Below are 17,156 nucleotides of genomic sequence, written 5' to 3' on the forward strand. Positions count from 1 at the left end.
ATTTAATATGAAACCTGTAAAAATTGGTATTGGGGGTCCTGTTGGGGCAGGCAAAACGCAACTTATTGAGAAAGTCGTGAAACAATTATCGAAGGATAAAAGTATAGGTGTCATTACAAATGATATTTATACAAAAGAAGATGAAAAAATTCTTGTCGCAACAGGTGTTTTACCTGAAGATCGTATCATTGGCGTTGAGACCGGAGGCTGCCCGCACACTGCCATCCGTGAAGATGCCTCTATGAATTTTGCGGCAATTGATGAATTAATGGAACGACATCCTGATATAGAATTGTTGTTTATTGAGTCTGGTGGTGATAATTTAGCAGCAACGTTTAGTCCAGAACTTGTGGACTTTTCAATATATATCATTGATGTTGCGCAAGGAGAGAAGATTCCTCGAAAAGGGGGGCAAGGGATGATAAAATCTGATTATTTTATTATCAATAAAACAGACCTTGCGCCGCACGTTGGTGCCTCTTTAGATCAAATGGCTGAAGATACGACGAAGTTTAGAAAAGACCGCCCATTCACATTTACGAATTTAAAAACAGATGAAGGTTTAGAAGATGTCATCGCGTGGATTCGTAAAGACGTTTTTCTTGAAGGATTAGCATAGTATGGCCATTTCAGATTGGACAGGGGAACTGGATCTCACATTTAAACATGATGGGTCCAAAACGATAAATGGTAAAACGTATTTTCAAGGTGGGCTCAAAGTATTACGTCCATCGTATCTTAACGGCAGTCCGCATCCGACTATGTTTTTAATTCAATTAGGTGGTGGCTTTGTCGATGGTGACCGCTACCGGATGCGCATACATTTTGAAAAAAATGCGCATGCTGTTTTAACAAATCAAGGGGCGACCATTGTCTTTAAAACGTTGGCAGATCGTGTGGAACAATACCAAACTTTCATGTTGGAGGATGAAAGTTTTATGGAATACATTGGAGATCCAATTATTGGTTATACACACGCTAAATTTTACCAACATAATGTTTTTAAATTGTCAAAGCATGCGACAATGTTTTATTCAGATATTCTGACTCCGGGTTATGACAAAGAAGGGCGTATGTTTCAATACGACTACTTACATTTATTAAATGAAATTGAAGTGGATGGTCAATTGGTTGTTTATGATCATTTACGGTTAGACACTCATAAAAATAAAGTATCTGATATCGGATATATGGAAGGTTTTACCCATCTAGGGACATGTTTTTATGTGAGTCCTCACGTGAACCAAAAATGTGTTGAAGCGGTTCAAGATGTGGTCACTCAGCACATTAATCTTACATGTCGTGTCGGTGTCACATTATTGCCTACACATGGGCTAACGGTACGTATATTAGCACAGTCTACGGATGTCATTAATCGCGTGATTCATGATGTACATCAATTTGTGATGACGACCTATCATGAAGAAGATGCACAATTTTTACGGAAATACTAATTAATGGTGCATACGCTTAAAAAGTTGTTACCTCATCTTTAATTGACTCTAAAATATTAAAAAAAGGGTGCGCATATTTCATATGCCACCCTTTTTGTTATATCATCTTGTTTAAATGATTTATAATGCGATGAAACCATTGCTATCTAACGTATTATTAAATTCTTCCAAATCCTCTTCTGAATTTAATTCGTCAATTTCTCTAGTCGTATCGTCTTTGGTTAATCGGTTGCCTTCTAAAAGATAATTTGAGTAACCAGAGTACGCATATTTTACCTCTGGGTCAGAGTATTTGCTTGTTTCAGTGACTTTTACTGCAGTAATTAACGTCACTCTAGTGTCTTCGATGTCGCGCACGGGTGAGATTTTTTCAGACGTGTTGTCACTATCACTTGAACCAAAGCCATATTCTGAATCTAAATTATTACTCGTTTTAAAGTATTGACCAATTTGTTCGGTAGAGGATTTTGAATAACTTGAACTTTTAAAGCGATCATTAATAAGTTTAGTGTTGTCTTCTAATAGAGCGCTCACGTTTTCCAGCTTATTAATGTCTTTTAAATCTTTTACTTCTAATTCATATGTTGTATTGCCCTTAAAGTTCGTGGATTCACTGTCATTAATTTGCTTGACGACTTCTTCAGGTACTTCTAACTTAATTTTATCTCCGTTTTTGAGTTTTCCATTATTTGGGACGGTAAATTCAAAGCTTGAAAGAGATAGCTTTTTGATTGATTCAGGTGCATCTTTATATAAAAGATGGAGTTGCCCGCTACCATTCAATCCAGTAAATGTTGGATTTAAGCCTTCAAATAAAGATTTTGCATCAAGAGATTTCGGATTTTTTAAACCGGACACTTTAAATTCTTTAGTGAATTCTTTTGCTTTTAGTTGATACTCTTTTGACATGTTTTTCTTAATTTTTAACGTGACTTTAATTTTGTCACCATTTGATAATTTATCTTCTTTATCAATATCAAGGTCAAAGCTTTCTAATATCTTTCCTGCTTTCAACAATTGATCTTGTTCTTCTTTAGTGAATTTTTCGCTATCTAAGTCATCTGTATTACCTTTTTCAATCATCTCAATGACATCTTTATTTTTAAAATCTGCCTGTCTTAATGCTTGAGCTAAAAGTTTATTTGTAATTTTTTCTAAGGACTTATCAGAGATATGTGCATAACCTGATCCGTTGTATCCTGAAAATTCGACTTTGACATCATCTTCTACATTTACTTTCTTATTTTTAATGAATACGAATGTGAGTAAAATAATGATAGCTAACGCCACTATACCACTGATAATAAACCATTTGTACTTTTTAATGAAATCCATCTGTGCTCCCACCCTTTTTTAAAGTTTTTAAATATCAATAAAAATTGTATTGTGGTAATCATAACATAAAATGATAAAATTTAGGTTGGTATATATACATTAAATAATATAAGTTATTATTGTTTTTAAAATTACAAAAATAACATTCTCTAAATCTATTAAGTTAAAGTACATTTAATGAGATAACATTTATATGGATGTCGAAAAAAAAGAGAGGTGATATTGAACACCTCTTTAGAAAGTTAAATATAAGTAGAATTATAAAAGTTGAAGTATGTTTTTAAGGATGATGATTGCTACGACAATGATAATGATACTTGAGCATTTGTTTAATATAATAATAAATTTACCCGTACGATCGACATGACCTACAAAACGTCCCAATAGGGCTAACGTGATAAACCATAACCATGACACAGTAATCGTTGCTAGCGTAAAGATGACTTTTTCACTTCCTGTATAAAGCGCTACACTTGTCCCGATAACGCCTATGGTATCCATAATCGCATGCGGATTTAACAGTGAAACTGAGAGGGCAAAGCCAATTTGTTTCTTAGCCGACATTTGTGTCTGCTTTTCTATTGACGCAGGCTTTTCACGCCATAATGACCAGGCCATATAAAGTAAAAAAATGAAACCAATGATATAAATGACCAATTGAAGCGTAGGTAAAGACATCAACACTAAAGAGACGCCTAAAACCGCAAGTAAAATTAATAACGTATCACATAAGCCTGCAGTCACGATGACAGGTAGGGTACGCACCCAATTTTTGTGATTCGCCCCTTGATTAAAAACAAAGACATTTTGAGCACCTAACGGTAAAATCAAGCCTAAAGCAAGTAAAATGCCATGTAACACTGCTTGCAACATTTTAATCACACTTTCTCTTGATATTTCGGTTTATTACGTTCTTTGATTGTTAATGTAATATTAACGATTAACCACACAATATGAATGATGAATGGAATAATGAGTTTTGACAGCACAATCAAGATGATAACGATATAAATATGTATCGCGCCAAAATTAATTAGATGAGTGGGTACAAACACAGCTAATATCAAAATTATGCCAAATATTAAGAGTAATAATAACCAAAAGGCATTAAAAATCCACCATATAATCCACGATATTTTCATAAACATCCCCCCTAAGATAAGTATGACATTGATGTTGATGCATCATTTAAAAACATGACGTCATGATTAACATTGATATATGTGAACTTTTGAATACGAAATAATGCAATTTTTGCTTGGTGTTATATTAGCGGTATAACGACTATTTTTTAGATTTAATCAGATTGAAAATGAACCATGTGATTTGAATGCAACATGGAATGATAAAAAATGCACTCCATACACCGATGGAAATCAGTTTTAATTCTGGCGTTTGAACTGTACCGGTACCGTCAACTTCACGTAACCATAAAAAAGCCGATACACTTAAATATAAAATAAACCAAAAAGCTGTTACGATGCTCCACAATATCCACGATGCTCTCAACATAACGTCCTCCTATAAAAATTATTTATTATTAAATATAATAACATAAAAATGATGGATAGGACGTAAAGGTTTTCAATTTATAATTATCCCTAACACCTCGCTTTTCTAGGCGCTTTACCTCAAATAGGATTTTCGGATTCGGCTTTATACCTCAAAAATCTCGACTAAGGAATCAATCACAATTCATCATAGTTTCACCACTAAAAATAGATTTATTTATATAGATAAATAATAGCCAACAAATTCATTAGTTCATGAACTTTGCTGGCTTTTTGATTGTTAGAATTGTTATTTTCGTGCCCGCGATAAATTATCATTTTTATTCTGGAAGTATCGCAAAACTACGCACAGGAAATCCAGGAGCTTGATCAGGTTTTGGCGGGATGTGATAAATGATTGCGCCACGTGTAGGAAGTTGATCTAAATTGTTTAAAAGCTCAATTTGATACGTATCTTGACCTAAAACATAACGTTCACCTACGATATCACCATGTTTTCGAATATCAACAGAAGCATCGGTATCAAATGTTTCATGACCAATGGCTTTTACGTGACGTGTTTCGATTAAAAATTTTAAAGCATCAAGCCCCCAACCGGGAAGATGTTGAAGGCCTTCAGCATCTTTATTTTCAAATTGATCCGTATGAGGCCAACGTTTCGACCAATCACTTCGAAATGCGATGAACGTGTCAGGTTCAATCGTCCCGTTTTGTGCTTCCCACTGTTCAATGTGTTCACGTGTAAGTACAAAGTCAGCATTTTCCGCTACTTCTTTAGAAAAATCGAGCACAATTAACGGGAGTACCAATTCTTTAAGCGCTAATTCATGTAAGTACCGTGTGTGATCTACAAAGTGAATAGGGGCATCAATATGGGTGCCGTATTGTGTCACAAGCTGCCACTGTTGAACGAAAAATCCATCTTTTTGAACAGTGAATGGGGTGTCAATTTGAGCACCTTCAAACGCACTAAAGTGAGGGGAATGTGCGTTGAAGGTATGTGTTAAATCCACCCATGACAGGGACTTTAAATGATCAAGTTGTTGCCATAATGGATAGGACATGGCTATCATCCTTTCTAAAAGTGATTATGCTGTCGGTGTTGTCGTATGTTGACGTAGTTTTTTCGCGCTGTTCACGAGAACGTTTAAAGCGTCTTTCACTTCTGCTTCTTTACGCGTTTTCAAACCACAGTCTGGATTCACCCAGAAGAGTGAGCGGTCAATTTGTTGTAAGCCTCTTTGAATGGCTGTCGTTATTTCATCTTCAGTAGGAATACGCGGACTATGAATATCGTATACGCCTAAGCCGATACCTAAATCATAATTGATATCTTCAAAGTCTTTGATTAAATCGCCATGACTACGTGATGTTTCAATAGAAATAACATCCGCATCAAGTTCATGAATCGCATGAATAATTTGACCAAATTGTGAGTAGCACATATGTGTGTGGATTTGTGTATGATCCGCCACTGATGATGTCGCCAGTTTGAAGCTATGCACGGCTTTACGTAAATAATCTTCATGATAGGCTTTACGTAGTGGTAAGCCTTCACGTAATGCAGGTTCATCCACTTGAATGACTTTAATACCAGCTTCCTCGAGCGCTAACACTTCCTCATTAATAGCTAAAGCGATTTGGTTTTGTACCTCTTCGCGCGGTAAGTCTACACGTTCAAATGACCAGTTTAAAATCGTCACAGGACCCGTAAGCATACCTTTGACAGGTTTGTCTGTTAAGCTTTGTGCATAAACAGTTTCTTTGACTGTTAGCGGTGCTGTCCATTTCACATCACCATATATAATCGGTGGTTTCACCGCACGAGAACCATAAGACTGCACCCAACCGAATTTTGTCACTAAAAATCCTTGAAGTTTTTCACCAAAGAATTCAACCATGTCGTTACGTTCGAATTCACCATGGACAAAAACGTCTAAGCCAATATCTTCTTGAATCTCGATCCAACGTCCAATTTCCGCTTTTAAGAATGTTTCATATTCCTCATTTGAAATACGATTGTTTTTCCAATCCGCACGTTTTTTTCGTACTTCTGGAGATTGTGGAAATGATCCAATCGTCGTTGTAGGTAAATCAGGTAAATTTAAACGTTCTTGTTGCAATACTTTACGTGTTTCAAATTTAGATTCACGTGAAGCCCGCACACTGTCAAAGTCGTATGTTAAATTTTTGAAATCTTGATTTTGGAAACGCTCATATTGAGCCTGTAATGTGTCTAATTTTTCATGATTTCCTTCATTGATTGCACGCTTTAATGCATCTAATTCTTCTAATTTTTCTGTCGCAAAACTTAAACCATCACGTACTGTTTCATCCAATGTTTCATCATCTAATGATACCGGAACGTGAAGCAATGATGATGAAGGGTTGATATAAAGATCATCTGTATAAGTGGCTAATGTTTCGATGAGCGCTTTTTTAGCTTGAACATCGGCTGCCCATACATTACGACCGTCAATGATACCAGCGAATAATGTTTTAGATGCATCGAAGTCACCGTTTTTAATTTGTTTCAAGTTTTCTCCACGGTCATGTACAAAATCTAAACCAAATCCTTTTACAGGAAGACTGCTTAAGAATTTGACGTTAGCGCGTTCGAAATACGTTTGAATGATTAATTTTTGAGCCACTTCAGCCCCTGCAAAAGCCTCATACGCCTCACGTGTAATGGCCTCTAAATCTTCACCATCATCTGTGACTAACACGGGCTCATCAACTTGAATCAATTCCGCACCTGCTTGAATTAAAGCTTCGAAAGCTTCGATATATAGTGGAAGTAGGGTACGTACTTTTTCTTCAAGTGATTGATCGCCGCCTTTTGATAATTTGACGAACGTAATAGGTCCGACAATCACAGGGTGCGCATTAATGTTAAGTGATTTCGCATAGTTAAAGCGTTCTAAAATGATATGACGTCCTAATTTAGGTGTGACATTGTCCCATTCAGGTACAATATAGTGATAGTTTGTATTAAACCATTTAATGAGTGCACTTGCGACGTGTTCTTTATTACCACGTGCAATATCAAAAAGTAAATCATCATCAACCTCACGTCCTTGGAAACGTTCAGGGATAATATTAAAAAGTAAAGATGTATCTAGAATATGGTCATAAAGTGAAAAGTCACCGACTGGTACACTATCTAAATGATGATTTTTTTGAAGTAATAAATTTTCACGTTGTAAATTGAGTAACGTTTCATCTAATTCTGCTTTCGTAATCGCTTGATTCCAGTAGTTTTCAATCGCTTTTTTCCATTCACGTTTACGTCCAAGTCTTGGGAATCCTAAGTTAGTTGTTTTAATTGTCATAATATAACCTCCTGATTGGTTGATGTGATTGATTTTGAGTAAGCTGCAAGTTCTAAAGAATAGTCGACACGTTCGAACGGTGTAATGAGATATAAACCATTAAAGTATTGATGTACGGTATCAATTAATGATTTACAAATGGAAATAGAAAGTTCGTATGTCGCCGTTTTATCACCTGCAACAGCTTTGAAGCGTGCTAATACATCGTCAGTCATTTTGATGCCTGGCACTTCGTTATGAAGAAATAGCGCATTGTTATAACTCGTGATAGGCATAATACCTATAAATAAAGGCACGTTGAGATGTTTCGTTGCTTCATAAATTTCAACAATTTTTTCTTTAGTAAATACAGGTTGCGTAATGAAATAATGCATGCCACTTTCAATTTTAGTTTCGAGTTTTCGGACAGCTGCATCAATATTTCTGACATGAGGGTCAAAACCACCAGCGATGTTGAAATTGGTACGTCTCTTCAGCGCATCACCGTCTGTGTTAATACCTTCATTAAAGCGTAAGGCAAGTTCTGTTAATCCTTTAGAGTTCACATCATAAACATTCGTCGCACCTGGGAGATGGCCTACTTTTGAAGGGTCTCCAGTTATGGCTAAAATTTCGTTAATACCGAGTAGTGATAAGCCAAGAAGATGTGATTGTAAACCGATGAGATTACGATCACGACAAGTAATGTGAACAAGTGGCTCAATATGATACTTTTGTTTGATTAAACTTGCTGCGGCCACATTGGAAATGCGAACCGTAGCGAGTGAATTATCTGCTAGCGTTACGGCGTCAATATTGGCGCGATCCAGCGCTTCGATATTTTTAAAAAAACGCCCGGTATCAAGATGTTTAGGTGTGTCCAACTCAACAATAATGGTAGGTTGTCTGGTCACGCGTTCTTTTAAATTAAGTTTTGATGACGGATGTTGCATACTCTCTTGTTTCTTATGAATGGGTATCACTTTTTTATGTTTAATCGGTTTTAACCCTTGCACGGACGTTTTAATATGATGAATATGTTCTGGCGTGGTCCCACAACAGCCGCCGATAATCCGAACACCTTCTTGAATCAATTGTTCTGCGACTTCTCCAAAGTACGTCGCATTATTACTGTATTTAAAGTTATTATTTTCAATGTCCAACAAGCTGGCATTTGGATAACAGGAGAGATACGCGTGCGATGGTAGGGCAATATGGCTAAAGGTATTTTTCATATGGTGCGGTCCATGGTGACAATTTAAACCGACGATATTGGCCCCAGCCTGAATGACTTGTTCGAGTGCATCATTAATCACAGTGCCATCTCTTAAATAATTTGTATTCGAAGCGGTTAATTGGGCAATGATTGGAATGTTGTACTTTTTACGCGTCGCTTTAATAACGGTGAGCAGTTCATCCAAATCGTAGTACGTTTCAAATAAGAGACCATCCACACCGCCTTGTACTAAACTATCTACTTGAATTTCAGTATGATATTGAATGGCAGGTAGTGAGAAATCACCTTGTTTAATGCCGCGAAAGCCACCCACAGTGCCAAGGATAAACGTATCTTCTTTAGCTGCACGCTTTGCGATGGCAACGGCAGCTTCATGAATGTCACGTACTTTATGTTCTAAACCGAACGCTTTTAATTTTTCAAAATTGGCACCGTAAGTGTTTGTTTGAATAATGTCAGCGCCAGCCTGTATATAGGAACGATGAATATGTTCAACTTTTTCTGGGTGCGTTAAATTGTAAGCTTCTGGACATGTATCAAGTCCTTCAGAGTAAAGGATTGTTCCCATTGCGCCATCAGCCACTAGAATATTGTCTTTTAGGGTGTTTAATAAGCGACTCATCGTAAACCTCCTTTAATGCATCATCTAAGTCTTTAATTAATGTATCGGTGTCTTCTAATCCAACGCTAAGTCTAAATAATCCAAATGTGATGCCCCTTGCTTCTCGAATGTGTTGAGGTATGGCCGCATGGGACATAGAGTGGGGATGTGATAGTATCGTTTCTACGCCACCCAAACTTACAGACACTAACGGCAGGTGTAATGCATCGACAAAAGTTTGTGCAAGATGTTCATGTTTAAGTCTAAATCCAAATACAGCACCACCATGTTCAGCTTGGTTAAGATGCACGGGGCTATAACCTGGGTAATATACGTCAGCAATAGCCGGATGTTGTTCTAAAAATCGCACGATACGTTGTGCACTTTTAGATGCGTGTCGAAAGCGCACATCAAGCGTTTTAATGTGTTGTGTTAATGTCCAACTGTCGTAAACAGAAAGACCTGAACCTGTGCCGTTTTGTATTAAATAAATGGCTTCAGCAAAGGCAGCATGATTTGTAACAACGGCACCGGCAATTAAATCGCTATGACCGCCGAGAAATTTCGTAGCACTATGAATGACGATATCAGCGCCTAAATCTAATGGATTTTGAGCCATCGGTGTCATAAACGTATTGTCTACAGCTAATAAAAGATTGTGACGTTGTGCAATTTTAGCAACTGCGCGAATATCCGTTATTTTAAATAATGGATTAGATGGTGTTTCAATATAAATCAATTTTGTACGAGGTGTAATATATTTTTCGAAATTTTCTGTCTTTTCAGCGTCGACTATTGTGAATTGAATATCGAATTTACTTAAAATTTGTTCTGTTAATCGGAAGGTGCCACCGTAGACGTCGTCAGGCAATAGGACATGATCACCTGCTTTTAAAGTAAGAAAAACACTCGTAATCGCACTAATACCTGAGTTAAATGCAAAGCCATGTGTACCGTTTTCGAGTTCAGCCAGTTTTCTTTCGAGTAGTTCTCGATTTGGATTACCACTTCTTGCATAATCATATGTGTTTTCTCCACCTAGCGAATGTTGGTGATACGTCGATGAATAATACAAGGGTAAATTCGCACTTTGATACGTTTTGCCACGATGGTGGTCATGAATAAGTTGCGTCGTTTTGGAATGGGTCATTGTATCACCCCTTCTCGTGATTGATTTAAAGCCTGTATAAAATCTGATTCAATATCTTCATAGGCTTCGATACCTAAAGACAAACGTATTAGATGTTGATCGATACCACGTGCATCTTTTTCAGCGTCCGGCATATCCACATGTGTTTGCGTGTAAGGAAAAGTGATAAACGTTTCCGTTCCACCTAAACTTTCTGCAAATCGAGAAACATGAATATGATCGAGTAATTTTTCCACACTATAGTTTTGTTCTAAACGTAAACTTAACATGCCCGTACGCCCACTATAGAGGACGTCTTGAATGCCCTCTAAATGTTTACATCGTGCGGCTAAACGTTGCGCATTTTCTTGAGCGCGTGTGACCCGTAAATGTAATGTCTTTAAACCACGTTGTAATAAGTAGCTGTCAAATGGTGACAATGTAGCACCAATCATGTTGTGAAGGAGCGCAAACTGATTGACCAAATCAGGATCTTTAACAGTAACAATGCCAGCTAACACATCATTATGTCCACCGATATATTTTGTGGCGGAGTGTAATACGATATCTGCGCCGTCATTTAATGGCGTTGATAAATAAGGGGTTAAAAATGTATTGTCTATAATCGTGATAAGTCCATGTTGTTTGGCTAACTTGTAGTATGGTTCAAGGTCTATTTCGATCATTAATGGATTGGAAATCGGTTCAATAAAAAATGCTTTCGTATGGGATGAAATCTGTTGTTGTACATGCGTAACATCTTCAAAATGCACATATTTAAAATGAACGCCGTATTGCTCTTCGTAATATTGAAACAGCCTAAACGTCCCACCGTATAAATCATAGGAGACAAGGATTTCATCTCCTGGTTTAAAAAGGCTACAGACTAGTTGTACGCTTGCCATCCCACTCGCAGTTGCAAAGGAGGCTACTCCGCCTTCAAGTTTCGCAAACGCAGTTTCAAAAGCATGACGTGTAGGATTTTTTGTACGTGTATAGTCATAGCCCGTAGAGAGACCCAAACCTTGGTGCTGATAAGCAGTAGATAAATAAATGGGATTTGCTACAGCACCTGTCGTATCTTCAGTCAATGCAATTTGCGCGAGTTCTGTATCTTTCATATGGTTTAACCTCCTCTATCGTTTTAAATTAAACAAACAAAAAAGCTTCCATCCTTTACACCCGATTTGTAAATCGGAAATAAAGGACGAAAGCTTTGTTCGTGGTACCACCTTAATTTGCTACGCCATCACTGAAGTAGCCTCTTCCAGTACGCCATGTTAAAAAAAGGTACATAGAAGTGTGGAACAATTCCAGTACGCCATTAAAACATGTTAATACTGTATCGCTATAACGGGCGAACCCGGTGACACCTCATATCGGCGCCAACACTCCAAGGCCATTTTCAAACTTTCTTTCAATATCTTCTCTCAGCAAATGAAGACTCTCTGTAAAAGCAGTGTAAGTTCTACTTTCCTTTTTATCGTGTTTAAAATCATGCGGTTGTAATTGGATAGTCACACTTTAGCATGGCAATTATTTATATGTCAACACATTTTTCAGAAAATTATGATTTAACACACTATTTTAAGTGTCTTGTAATTTTGTGAAAGTCTTGTATATCAAGGCATCAAACAGTACAATAAAAAACGTAAAAATTTTTGAAAAGAGGGATGTGGATGGCAGATTTACACGATATGCCACTTTCAGAAAATATAGTGCAACTGAATCTTGAAGAAATCCGTCCCAATCCATATCAACCACGACAACATTTTGATCAAGACAAGTTAGCAGAGTTAGCAACGTCTATACAGCAACACGGTGTACTTCAGCCCATTGTCGTCACACCCTCCGTAAAGGGGTATTACATCGTAGCAGGTGAACGTAGGTTCCGTGCTTCTGAACGTGCAGGCCTTCAAACAGTGCCAGCTATAATTAAAACGATGGACGATTCACGTATGCGTGAGCTCGCAATTATTGAGAATCTACAACGTGAAGATTTAAACCCTCTGGAAGAAGCAGAGAGTTATCAACAACTGATGGAGGCATTAGGTCTTACCCAACAACAAGTTGCAGAACGCCTTGGGAAATCACGACCTTATATTGCAAATATGTTGCGCTTACTACAATTGCCTGTTAAAATCAGAACTTTGATTCGAGAAGGTCAATTGTCAGGAGGTCACGGACGGACATTGTTAGCACTTAAAGATGCCTCATTAATGCAACAATATGCGCAAAAAGTAATTCAAGAATCTTGGAGTGTGCGCACATTAGAGGCAAAAATTGCTGAAAAACAACCAAATGTTAAAAAGAAGACATCCGGGAGTCTAAATGCGTCAAAAAAAGCGAAACCTTCAATAATCAAACAACATGAACAACAGCTAGCTGTTCAATATGGCACAAAGGTGGATGTCTCGACTTCTGGTACAACGGGTAAAATTACATTAGAGTTTTATTCAGAACAAGATTATCGTCGCCTCATACAATTATTGAAAAAAGACATTTAATATGACTTAAAAAGAAAGGACATTTACATGAAACAGCTCGAGAGTATACTAAAAAATATGATTCAACCTTTATTAGAGCCTGAAACGTATTCCAATCTTTTAACGAAATTAATCATTGTGCTGATATACGTACTCGCAGCATTTATTGTGACGCGAATTTTAAATAAAGTCATTGCACAATTTTTCAAAGTGAATAACAAATCTAAAAAGACTCCGCGTGCAAAACGGTCTAAAACATTAATTACACTTGTGCAAAATGTCGTTGGTTATATCGTATGGTTTATTACGGGAACAACGATTTTAAGTAAATTTGGTATTAGTGTTGAAAGTATTCTCGCCGGAGCAGGGGTTGTAGGTCTTGCGATTGGTTTTGGTGCTCAGACGCTAGTTAAAGATATTATCACTGGATTCTTTATCATTTTTGAAAATCAATTTGATGTCGGCGATTACGTCAGTATTAAAAATAATAGCTCACCGATTGCTGAAGGAACTGTTAAATCCATTGGGCTACGCTCTACACGCATTATGTCGATTACAGGTGAATTATCCACGATTCCAAATGGTACGATGAGTGAAGTCACCAACTTCTCCGTAACCAATGGGGTGGCACTGGTCGATATTCCCATTTCGACCAGTGAAAATATTGAATTGGTTGAACAAAAATTGGGCGTATTTTTAAAATCAATTCCAAAAAAATATGGTATTTTTATAGATGTGCCGCAAGTATTAGGTGTGGATTCTATTGAAACGTACCAAGTGACATTACGTGTGTCTGCCGAAACGTCGCCAGGTGAAAATTTTAAAGGTGCGCGTATTTTACGTCGAGAAATTAGAGGGTTTTTACAATCTGAAAATATTGAAGCACCTGTCCCAAATTTAGCACAAATGTATAAAAACATGACGCAACCGAAACCGTGATGATGAATAAATTAGGATGAGGAGTAGATCGATGTCTTCAAAATATGAAATCAATGATATAGTAGAAATGAAGAAACAACATGCATGTGGTGCCAATCGATTTAAAATCATTCGTATGGGTGCAGATATAAGAATTAAGTGTACCGCTTGTCAACGAAGTATCATGTTGCCACGTCAGACGTTTAATAAAAAATTAAAAAAAGTACTCGAAAAAGCGAGTCAAGATGAGAAGGAGTAATGAAATATGGCTTTAACAGCTGGAATTGTTGGCTTGCCAAACGTAGGGAAGTCTACACTTTTTAATGCAATTACAAAAGCGGGTGCGCTTGCGGCGAACTATCCATTCGCAACTATCGATCCAAACGTAGGGATTGTAGAAGTACCTGATACACGTTTATCAGAATTAGCACGCATCGTTAACCCGAAAAAAACGATTCCGACAACGTTTGAATTTACAGATATTGCTGGGATTGTAAAAGGTGCGTCTAAAGGTGAAGGCCTAGGAAATAAGTTCTTATCACATATTCGTGAAGTAGATGCGATTTGCCAAGTGGTTCGTGCGTTTGATGATGAAAATGTGACGCACGTCGCTGGCCGTGTTAACCCAATTGATGATATTGAAGTCATTAATATGGAGCTTGTTTTAGCAGATTTAGAATCTGTTGAAAAACGCTTACCACGATTAGAAAAATTAGCGAAACAAAAAGATAAAACAGCATTAAATGAAGTACGTATTTTGTCACAAATTAAAGAAGTTCTTGAAAACGGGCAACCTGTACGTAGCATTGATTTTAATGAAGAAGATCAAAAATATGTGAACCAAGCACAACTCCTTACAGCTAAAAAAATGTTATACATCGCAAACGTTGGTGAAGATGAAATTAATGATGAGGACAACGAAAAAGTACAAGCGATTCGCGATTATGCTGCTCAAGAAGGTTCAGAAGTCATCGTGATTAGTGCGAAAATCGAAGAAGAAATTGCAACATTAGACGATGAAGATCGTGAAATGTTCTTAGAAGATTTAGGTATTGAAGAACCAGGACTTCACATTTTAATTCGTAAAGCGTATGAATTATTAGGTCTTGCCACTTACTTTACAGCTGGTGTACAAGAAGTACGTGCATGGACGTTTAAAGAAGGTATGACAGCACCACAATGTGCAGGTATCATCCACACAGACTTTGAGCGTGGTTTCATCCGTGCAGAAGTGACAGGATATGAGGACTTTGTTACGAATAATGGCGAACAAGGCGCGAAAGAAGCAGGTAAAATGCGCCTTGAAGGTAAAGAATATATTATGAAAGACGGCGACGTTGTTCATTTCAGATTTAATGTATAATAATAAAAACATCCATTTCGAAGTTATGTTCGAAATGGATGTTTATTTATAAACGCACGGTCTTACGACGACGGAGTAAAAATGGATTAAATCTACGTTTGATTTTTAGCGATATCTTACTTTTACATCCAGGGCATTTGTTAGGTTCTGAATCTAACGTAATCAGTACTTCTTCACCACAATTCGGACAAAATACAGACGGTCGACCTTCTGGATGGCTAAGGCTTTTTTCAAACTTTCTACTTTTAACTTTAAGCTCAACACTCATTGATGACACTCCCTTTTATGTGACATGTATATATACCCGTTTTGATTGTTCTATCATACATATTTACTTAAAGTATTTCATTTAAACGCATTTTACGTTAAATCGTATAAAAAAGATGCTGGGACATAGTACACCTGTTAATTAAAAATAAGCCAACAAAATTCATTTATAGATGAACTTTGTTAGCTATTATTTATCTATATAACTCGATTTAGTCATAGTGATGCACACTATGATGAATTGTGATTGATCCCTTAGTCGAGACTTCTGAGGTATAAAGCCGAATCCGAAAATCCATTTTGAGGTATGGCACCTAGAAAAGCGAGGTGTTAGGGACAATCATAGGTTTAATGATTTATGTCTCAGCCCCTTTGTTTTGTCAATCATATGATTATGCTTTTTCACTTACAACGGTAATGTGTTGGCTAACGAAGTCTGCATTTTGAATTTCCTTCACTATAGCAAGGGCATAATCCGGATAACTCACATAACTTTCGCCTTCTGAATTCATCAATACAACATTTTGTCCGACACGATAATTGCCTGTGCGTGGTCCTACAGGATCATAAAAAGCAGAAGGACTAACAAAAGTCCATTTTAACTTCGAAGTTGCTTTAATATCTTCAAAGTTTTGGTTTTGAGCTTTCGCAATAGGTAACGCAAATTCTGGCACCATTGACGTATCTATTAATTTTTGAGTTTTTGAGTCATCAGCATAGAGACTGCCGGCACCTCCTACAACGATGAGACGCGTGTTTGTACCTTCTAAAGCTTCAATTAACTTCCGTCCAAGTTCAACATGTTGCTGTAAATCATCCATCGGTGCAGCAAATGCATTGACAACAACATCAAATTGCGTCAAATCTTCACGCGTTAACGTCAATGCATCTTTTTCTAAAATGGGTACATCCTCAGTTACTTTTGATGCATTACGCACAATTGCTGTGACGTCTAATTTTTCATTAAGCGCTTCTTTTAAAATGAGCTGCCCTGTCTTACCCGTCGCTGCAATAATACCGATTTTCATAGATAAAACCTCCATTTTAGTAGTATAATTATTATACTTAATACAATCATAAATATCCAACGCATTGCTTATAAAATATTCCTTCAAATTCCAATTGTAAAAAGTAATTGGGTATGGTAAAATACTTGAATGTGAGTAATGAAAATTATTCCTTGCTTAACGATTGAGATCGTTAAGCCGCATAGACCACAAGGAGGTGCAAATATACAATGAGAAAATATGAAGTAATGTACATCGTGCGTCCAAACATTGAAGAGGATGCAAGAAAAGCTGTTGTTGAACGTTTCAACGGAATTTTAGCTTCTGAAGGCTCTGAGGTATTAGAAACTAAGGACTGGGGTAAACGCCGCTTAGCTTACGAAATCGAAGACTTCAAAGATGGTTACTACTACATCGTACGTATCCAATCTGAAAACAACGTTGCTACTGATGAATTCCAACGTTTAGCAAAAATCAATGATGATATCATTCGTTACATTGTTGTACGTGAAGACGAAGACAAGTAATAGAATAGAA

General features: G+C 37.0%; 18 protein-coding genes and 1 other annotated feature. Of the genes, 7 read left to right on the forward strand and 11 right to left on the reverse strand.

Going from position 1 to position 17,156, the window contains the following annotated elements:
* Positions 1 to 7 precede the first annotated feature (7 nt).
* Both ureG and GJE18_RS00200 read left to right on the forward strand, forming a co-directional pair.
* Positions 8 to 619 (forward strand): urease accessory protein UreG, encoded by a 612-nt coding sequence (gene ureG, locus GJE18_RS00195; protein WP_060552180.1) that lies wholly within the window; start codon positions 8 to 10, stop codon positions 617 to 619.
* 1 nt (position 620) lies between these two features.
* Positions 621 to 1,454 carry an urease accessory protein UreD gene (locus GJE18_RS00200; protein ID WP_107368501.1) on the forward strand — a complete coding sequence of 278 codons (834 nt, stop codon included), beginning with the start codon at positions 621 to 623 and terminating at the stop codon, positions 1,452 to 1,454.
* Positions 1,455 to 1,574: 120 nt separating this feature from the next.
* Here the strand turns inward: GJE18_RS00200 and GJE18_RS00205 are convergent, their stop codons facing one another.
* From GJE18_RS00205 to GJE18_RS00245, 9 genes are all read right to left on the reverse strand, one after another.
* Positions 1,575 to 2,789: a hypothetical protein gene (locus tag GJE18_RS00205; RefSeq protein WP_060552181.1), complete on the reverse strand. Its 1,215-nt coding sequence runs from the start codon at positions 2,787 to 2,789 to the stop codon at positions 1,575 to 1,577.
* A gap of 258 nt (positions 2,790 to 3,047) precedes the next feature.
* A complete protein-coding gene (locus tag GJE18_RS00210; protein ID WP_165886062.1) occupies positions 3,048 to 3,662 on the reverse strand; it encodes a LysE/ArgO family amino acid transporter in 615 nt (204 codons plus the stop codon).
* 5 nt (positions 3,663 to 3,667) lie between these two features.
* Positions 3,668 to 3,931: a hypothetical protein gene (locus GJE18_RS00215; RefSeq protein WP_060552183.1), complete on the reverse strand. Its 264-nt coding sequence runs from the start codon at positions 3,929 to 3,931 to the stop codon at positions 3,668 to 3,670.
* Between the two features lie 142 nt (positions 3,932 to 4,073).
* Positions 4,074 to 4,301 carry a DUF3923 family protein gene (locus tag GJE18_RS00220; protein ID WP_086375137.1) on the reverse strand — a complete coding sequence of 76 codons (228 nt, stop codon included), beginning with the start codon at positions 4,299 to 4,301 and terminating at the stop codon, positions 4,074 to 4,076.
* A 319-nt stretch (positions 4,302 to 4,620) separates the two neighbouring features.
* On the reverse strand, positions 4,621 to 5,364 hold the full coding sequence (locus GJE18_RS00225; RefSeq protein ID WP_107368684.1) for a cyclase family protein: 744 nt from the start codon (positions 5,362 to 5,364) through the stop codon (positions 4,621 to 4,623).
* Between the two features lie 24 nt (positions 5,365 to 5,388).
* Positions 5,389 to 7,635, reverse strand: a complete 2,247-nt coding sequence (metE, locus tag GJE18_RS00230) for a 5-methyltetrahydropteroyltriglutamate--homocysteine S-methyltransferase (protein WP_060552185.1) — start codon at positions 7,633 to 7,635, stop codon at positions 5,389 to 5,391.
* Positions 7,629 to 9,470, reverse strand: coding sequence for a bifunctional homocysteine S-methyltransferase/methylenetetrahydrofolate reductase (locus GJE18_RS00235; protein WP_107368685.1), 1,842 nt, complete (start codon positions 9,468 to 9,470; stop codon positions 7,629 to 7,631). Before GJE18_RS00235 ends, metE begins: the two co-directional genes overlap by 7 nt.
* A complete protein-coding gene (gene metC, locus GJE18_RS00240; RefSeq protein WP_107368686.1) occupies positions 9,424 to 10,599 on the reverse strand; it encodes a cystathionine beta-lyase MetC in 1,176 nt (391 codons plus the stop codon). The genes GJE18_RS00235 and metC overlap by 47 nt, the downstream gene beginning before the upstream one ends.
* A complete protein-coding gene (locus GJE18_RS00245; protein WP_107368687.1) occupies positions 10,596 to 11,699 on the reverse strand; it encodes an aminotransferase class I/II-fold pyridoxal phosphate-dependent enzyme in 1,104 nt (367 codons plus the stop codon). The genes metC and GJE18_RS00245 overlap by 4 nt, the downstream gene beginning before the upstream one ends.
* 79 nt (positions 11,700 to 11,778) lie before the next feature.
* Positions 11,779 to 12,071: a binding site (T-box leader), on the reverse strand.
* A 180-nt stretch (positions 12,072 to 12,251) separates the two neighbouring features.
* Between GJE18_RS00245 and GJE18_RS00250 the strand changes: the two genes are divergently transcribed.
* Genes GJE18_RS00250 through ychF form a run of 4 tightly spaced genes read left to right on the forward strand, consistent with a single transcriptional unit; the run spans position 12,252 to position 15,345 of the window.
* The gene (locus GJE18_RS00250) at positions 12,252 to 13,085 is read left to right on the forward strand and encodes a ParB/RepB/Spo0J family partition protein (RefSeq protein WP_370672131.1); all 834 of its coding nucleotides are present in this window, start codon (positions 12,252 to 12,254) and stop codon (positions 13,083 to 13,085) included.
* Between the two features lie 27 nt (positions 13,086 to 13,112).
* A complete protein-coding gene (locus GJE18_RS00255; RefSeq protein WP_037565100.1) occupies positions 13,113 to 14,003 on the forward strand; it encodes a mechanosensitive ion channel family protein in 891 nt (296 codons plus the stop codon).
* A gap of 31 nt (positions 14,004 to 14,034) precedes the next feature.
* The gene (locus tag GJE18_RS00260) at positions 14,035 to 14,241 is read left to right on the forward strand and encodes a DUF951 domain-containing protein (protein WP_037565097.1); all 207 of its coding nucleotides are present in this window, start codon (positions 14,035 to 14,037) and stop codon (positions 14,239 to 14,241) included.
* Between the two features lie 6 nt (positions 14,242 to 14,247).
* Complete coding sequence (gene ychF, locus GJE18_RS00265) at positions 14,248 to 15,345, forward strand: redox-regulated ATPase YchF (protein ID WP_060552190.1); 1,098 nt, start codon at positions 14,248 to 14,250, stop codon at positions 15,343 to 15,345.
* Positions 15,346 to 15,391: 46 nt separating this feature from the next.
* Here ychF and GJE18_RS00270 read toward each other — a convergent pair whose 3' ends face one another.
* Positions 15,392 to 15,613 (reverse strand): hypothetical protein, encoded by a 222-nt coding sequence (locus GJE18_RS00270; protein ID WP_103345228.1) that lies wholly within the window; start codon positions 15,611 to 15,613, stop codon positions 15,392 to 15,394.
* Between the two features lie 391 nt (positions 15,614 to 16,004).
* Positions 16,005 to 16,640: an NAD(P)-dependent oxidoreductase gene (locus GJE18_RS00275; RefSeq protein WP_107368688.1), complete on the reverse strand. Its 636-nt coding sequence runs from the start codon at positions 16,638 to 16,640 to the stop codon at positions 16,005 to 16,007.
* A gap of 209 nt (positions 16,641 to 16,849) precedes the next feature.
* On the opposite strand from GJE18_RS00275, the gene rpsF reads away from it, so the two are divergent.
* On the forward strand, positions 16,850 to 17,146 hold the full coding sequence (rpsF, locus tag GJE18_RS00280; RefSeq protein ID WP_037565086.1) for a 30S ribosomal protein S6: 297 nt from the start codon (positions 16,850 to 16,852) through the stop codon (positions 17,144 to 17,146).
* Positions 17,147 to 17,156: the final 10 nt, after the last annotated feature.

This window comes from Staphylococcus agnetis, assembly GCF_011466855.1.
Taxonomy (GTDB): domain Bacteria; phylum Bacillota; class Bacilli; order Staphylococcales; family Staphylococcaceae; genus Staphylococcus; species Staphylococcus agnetis.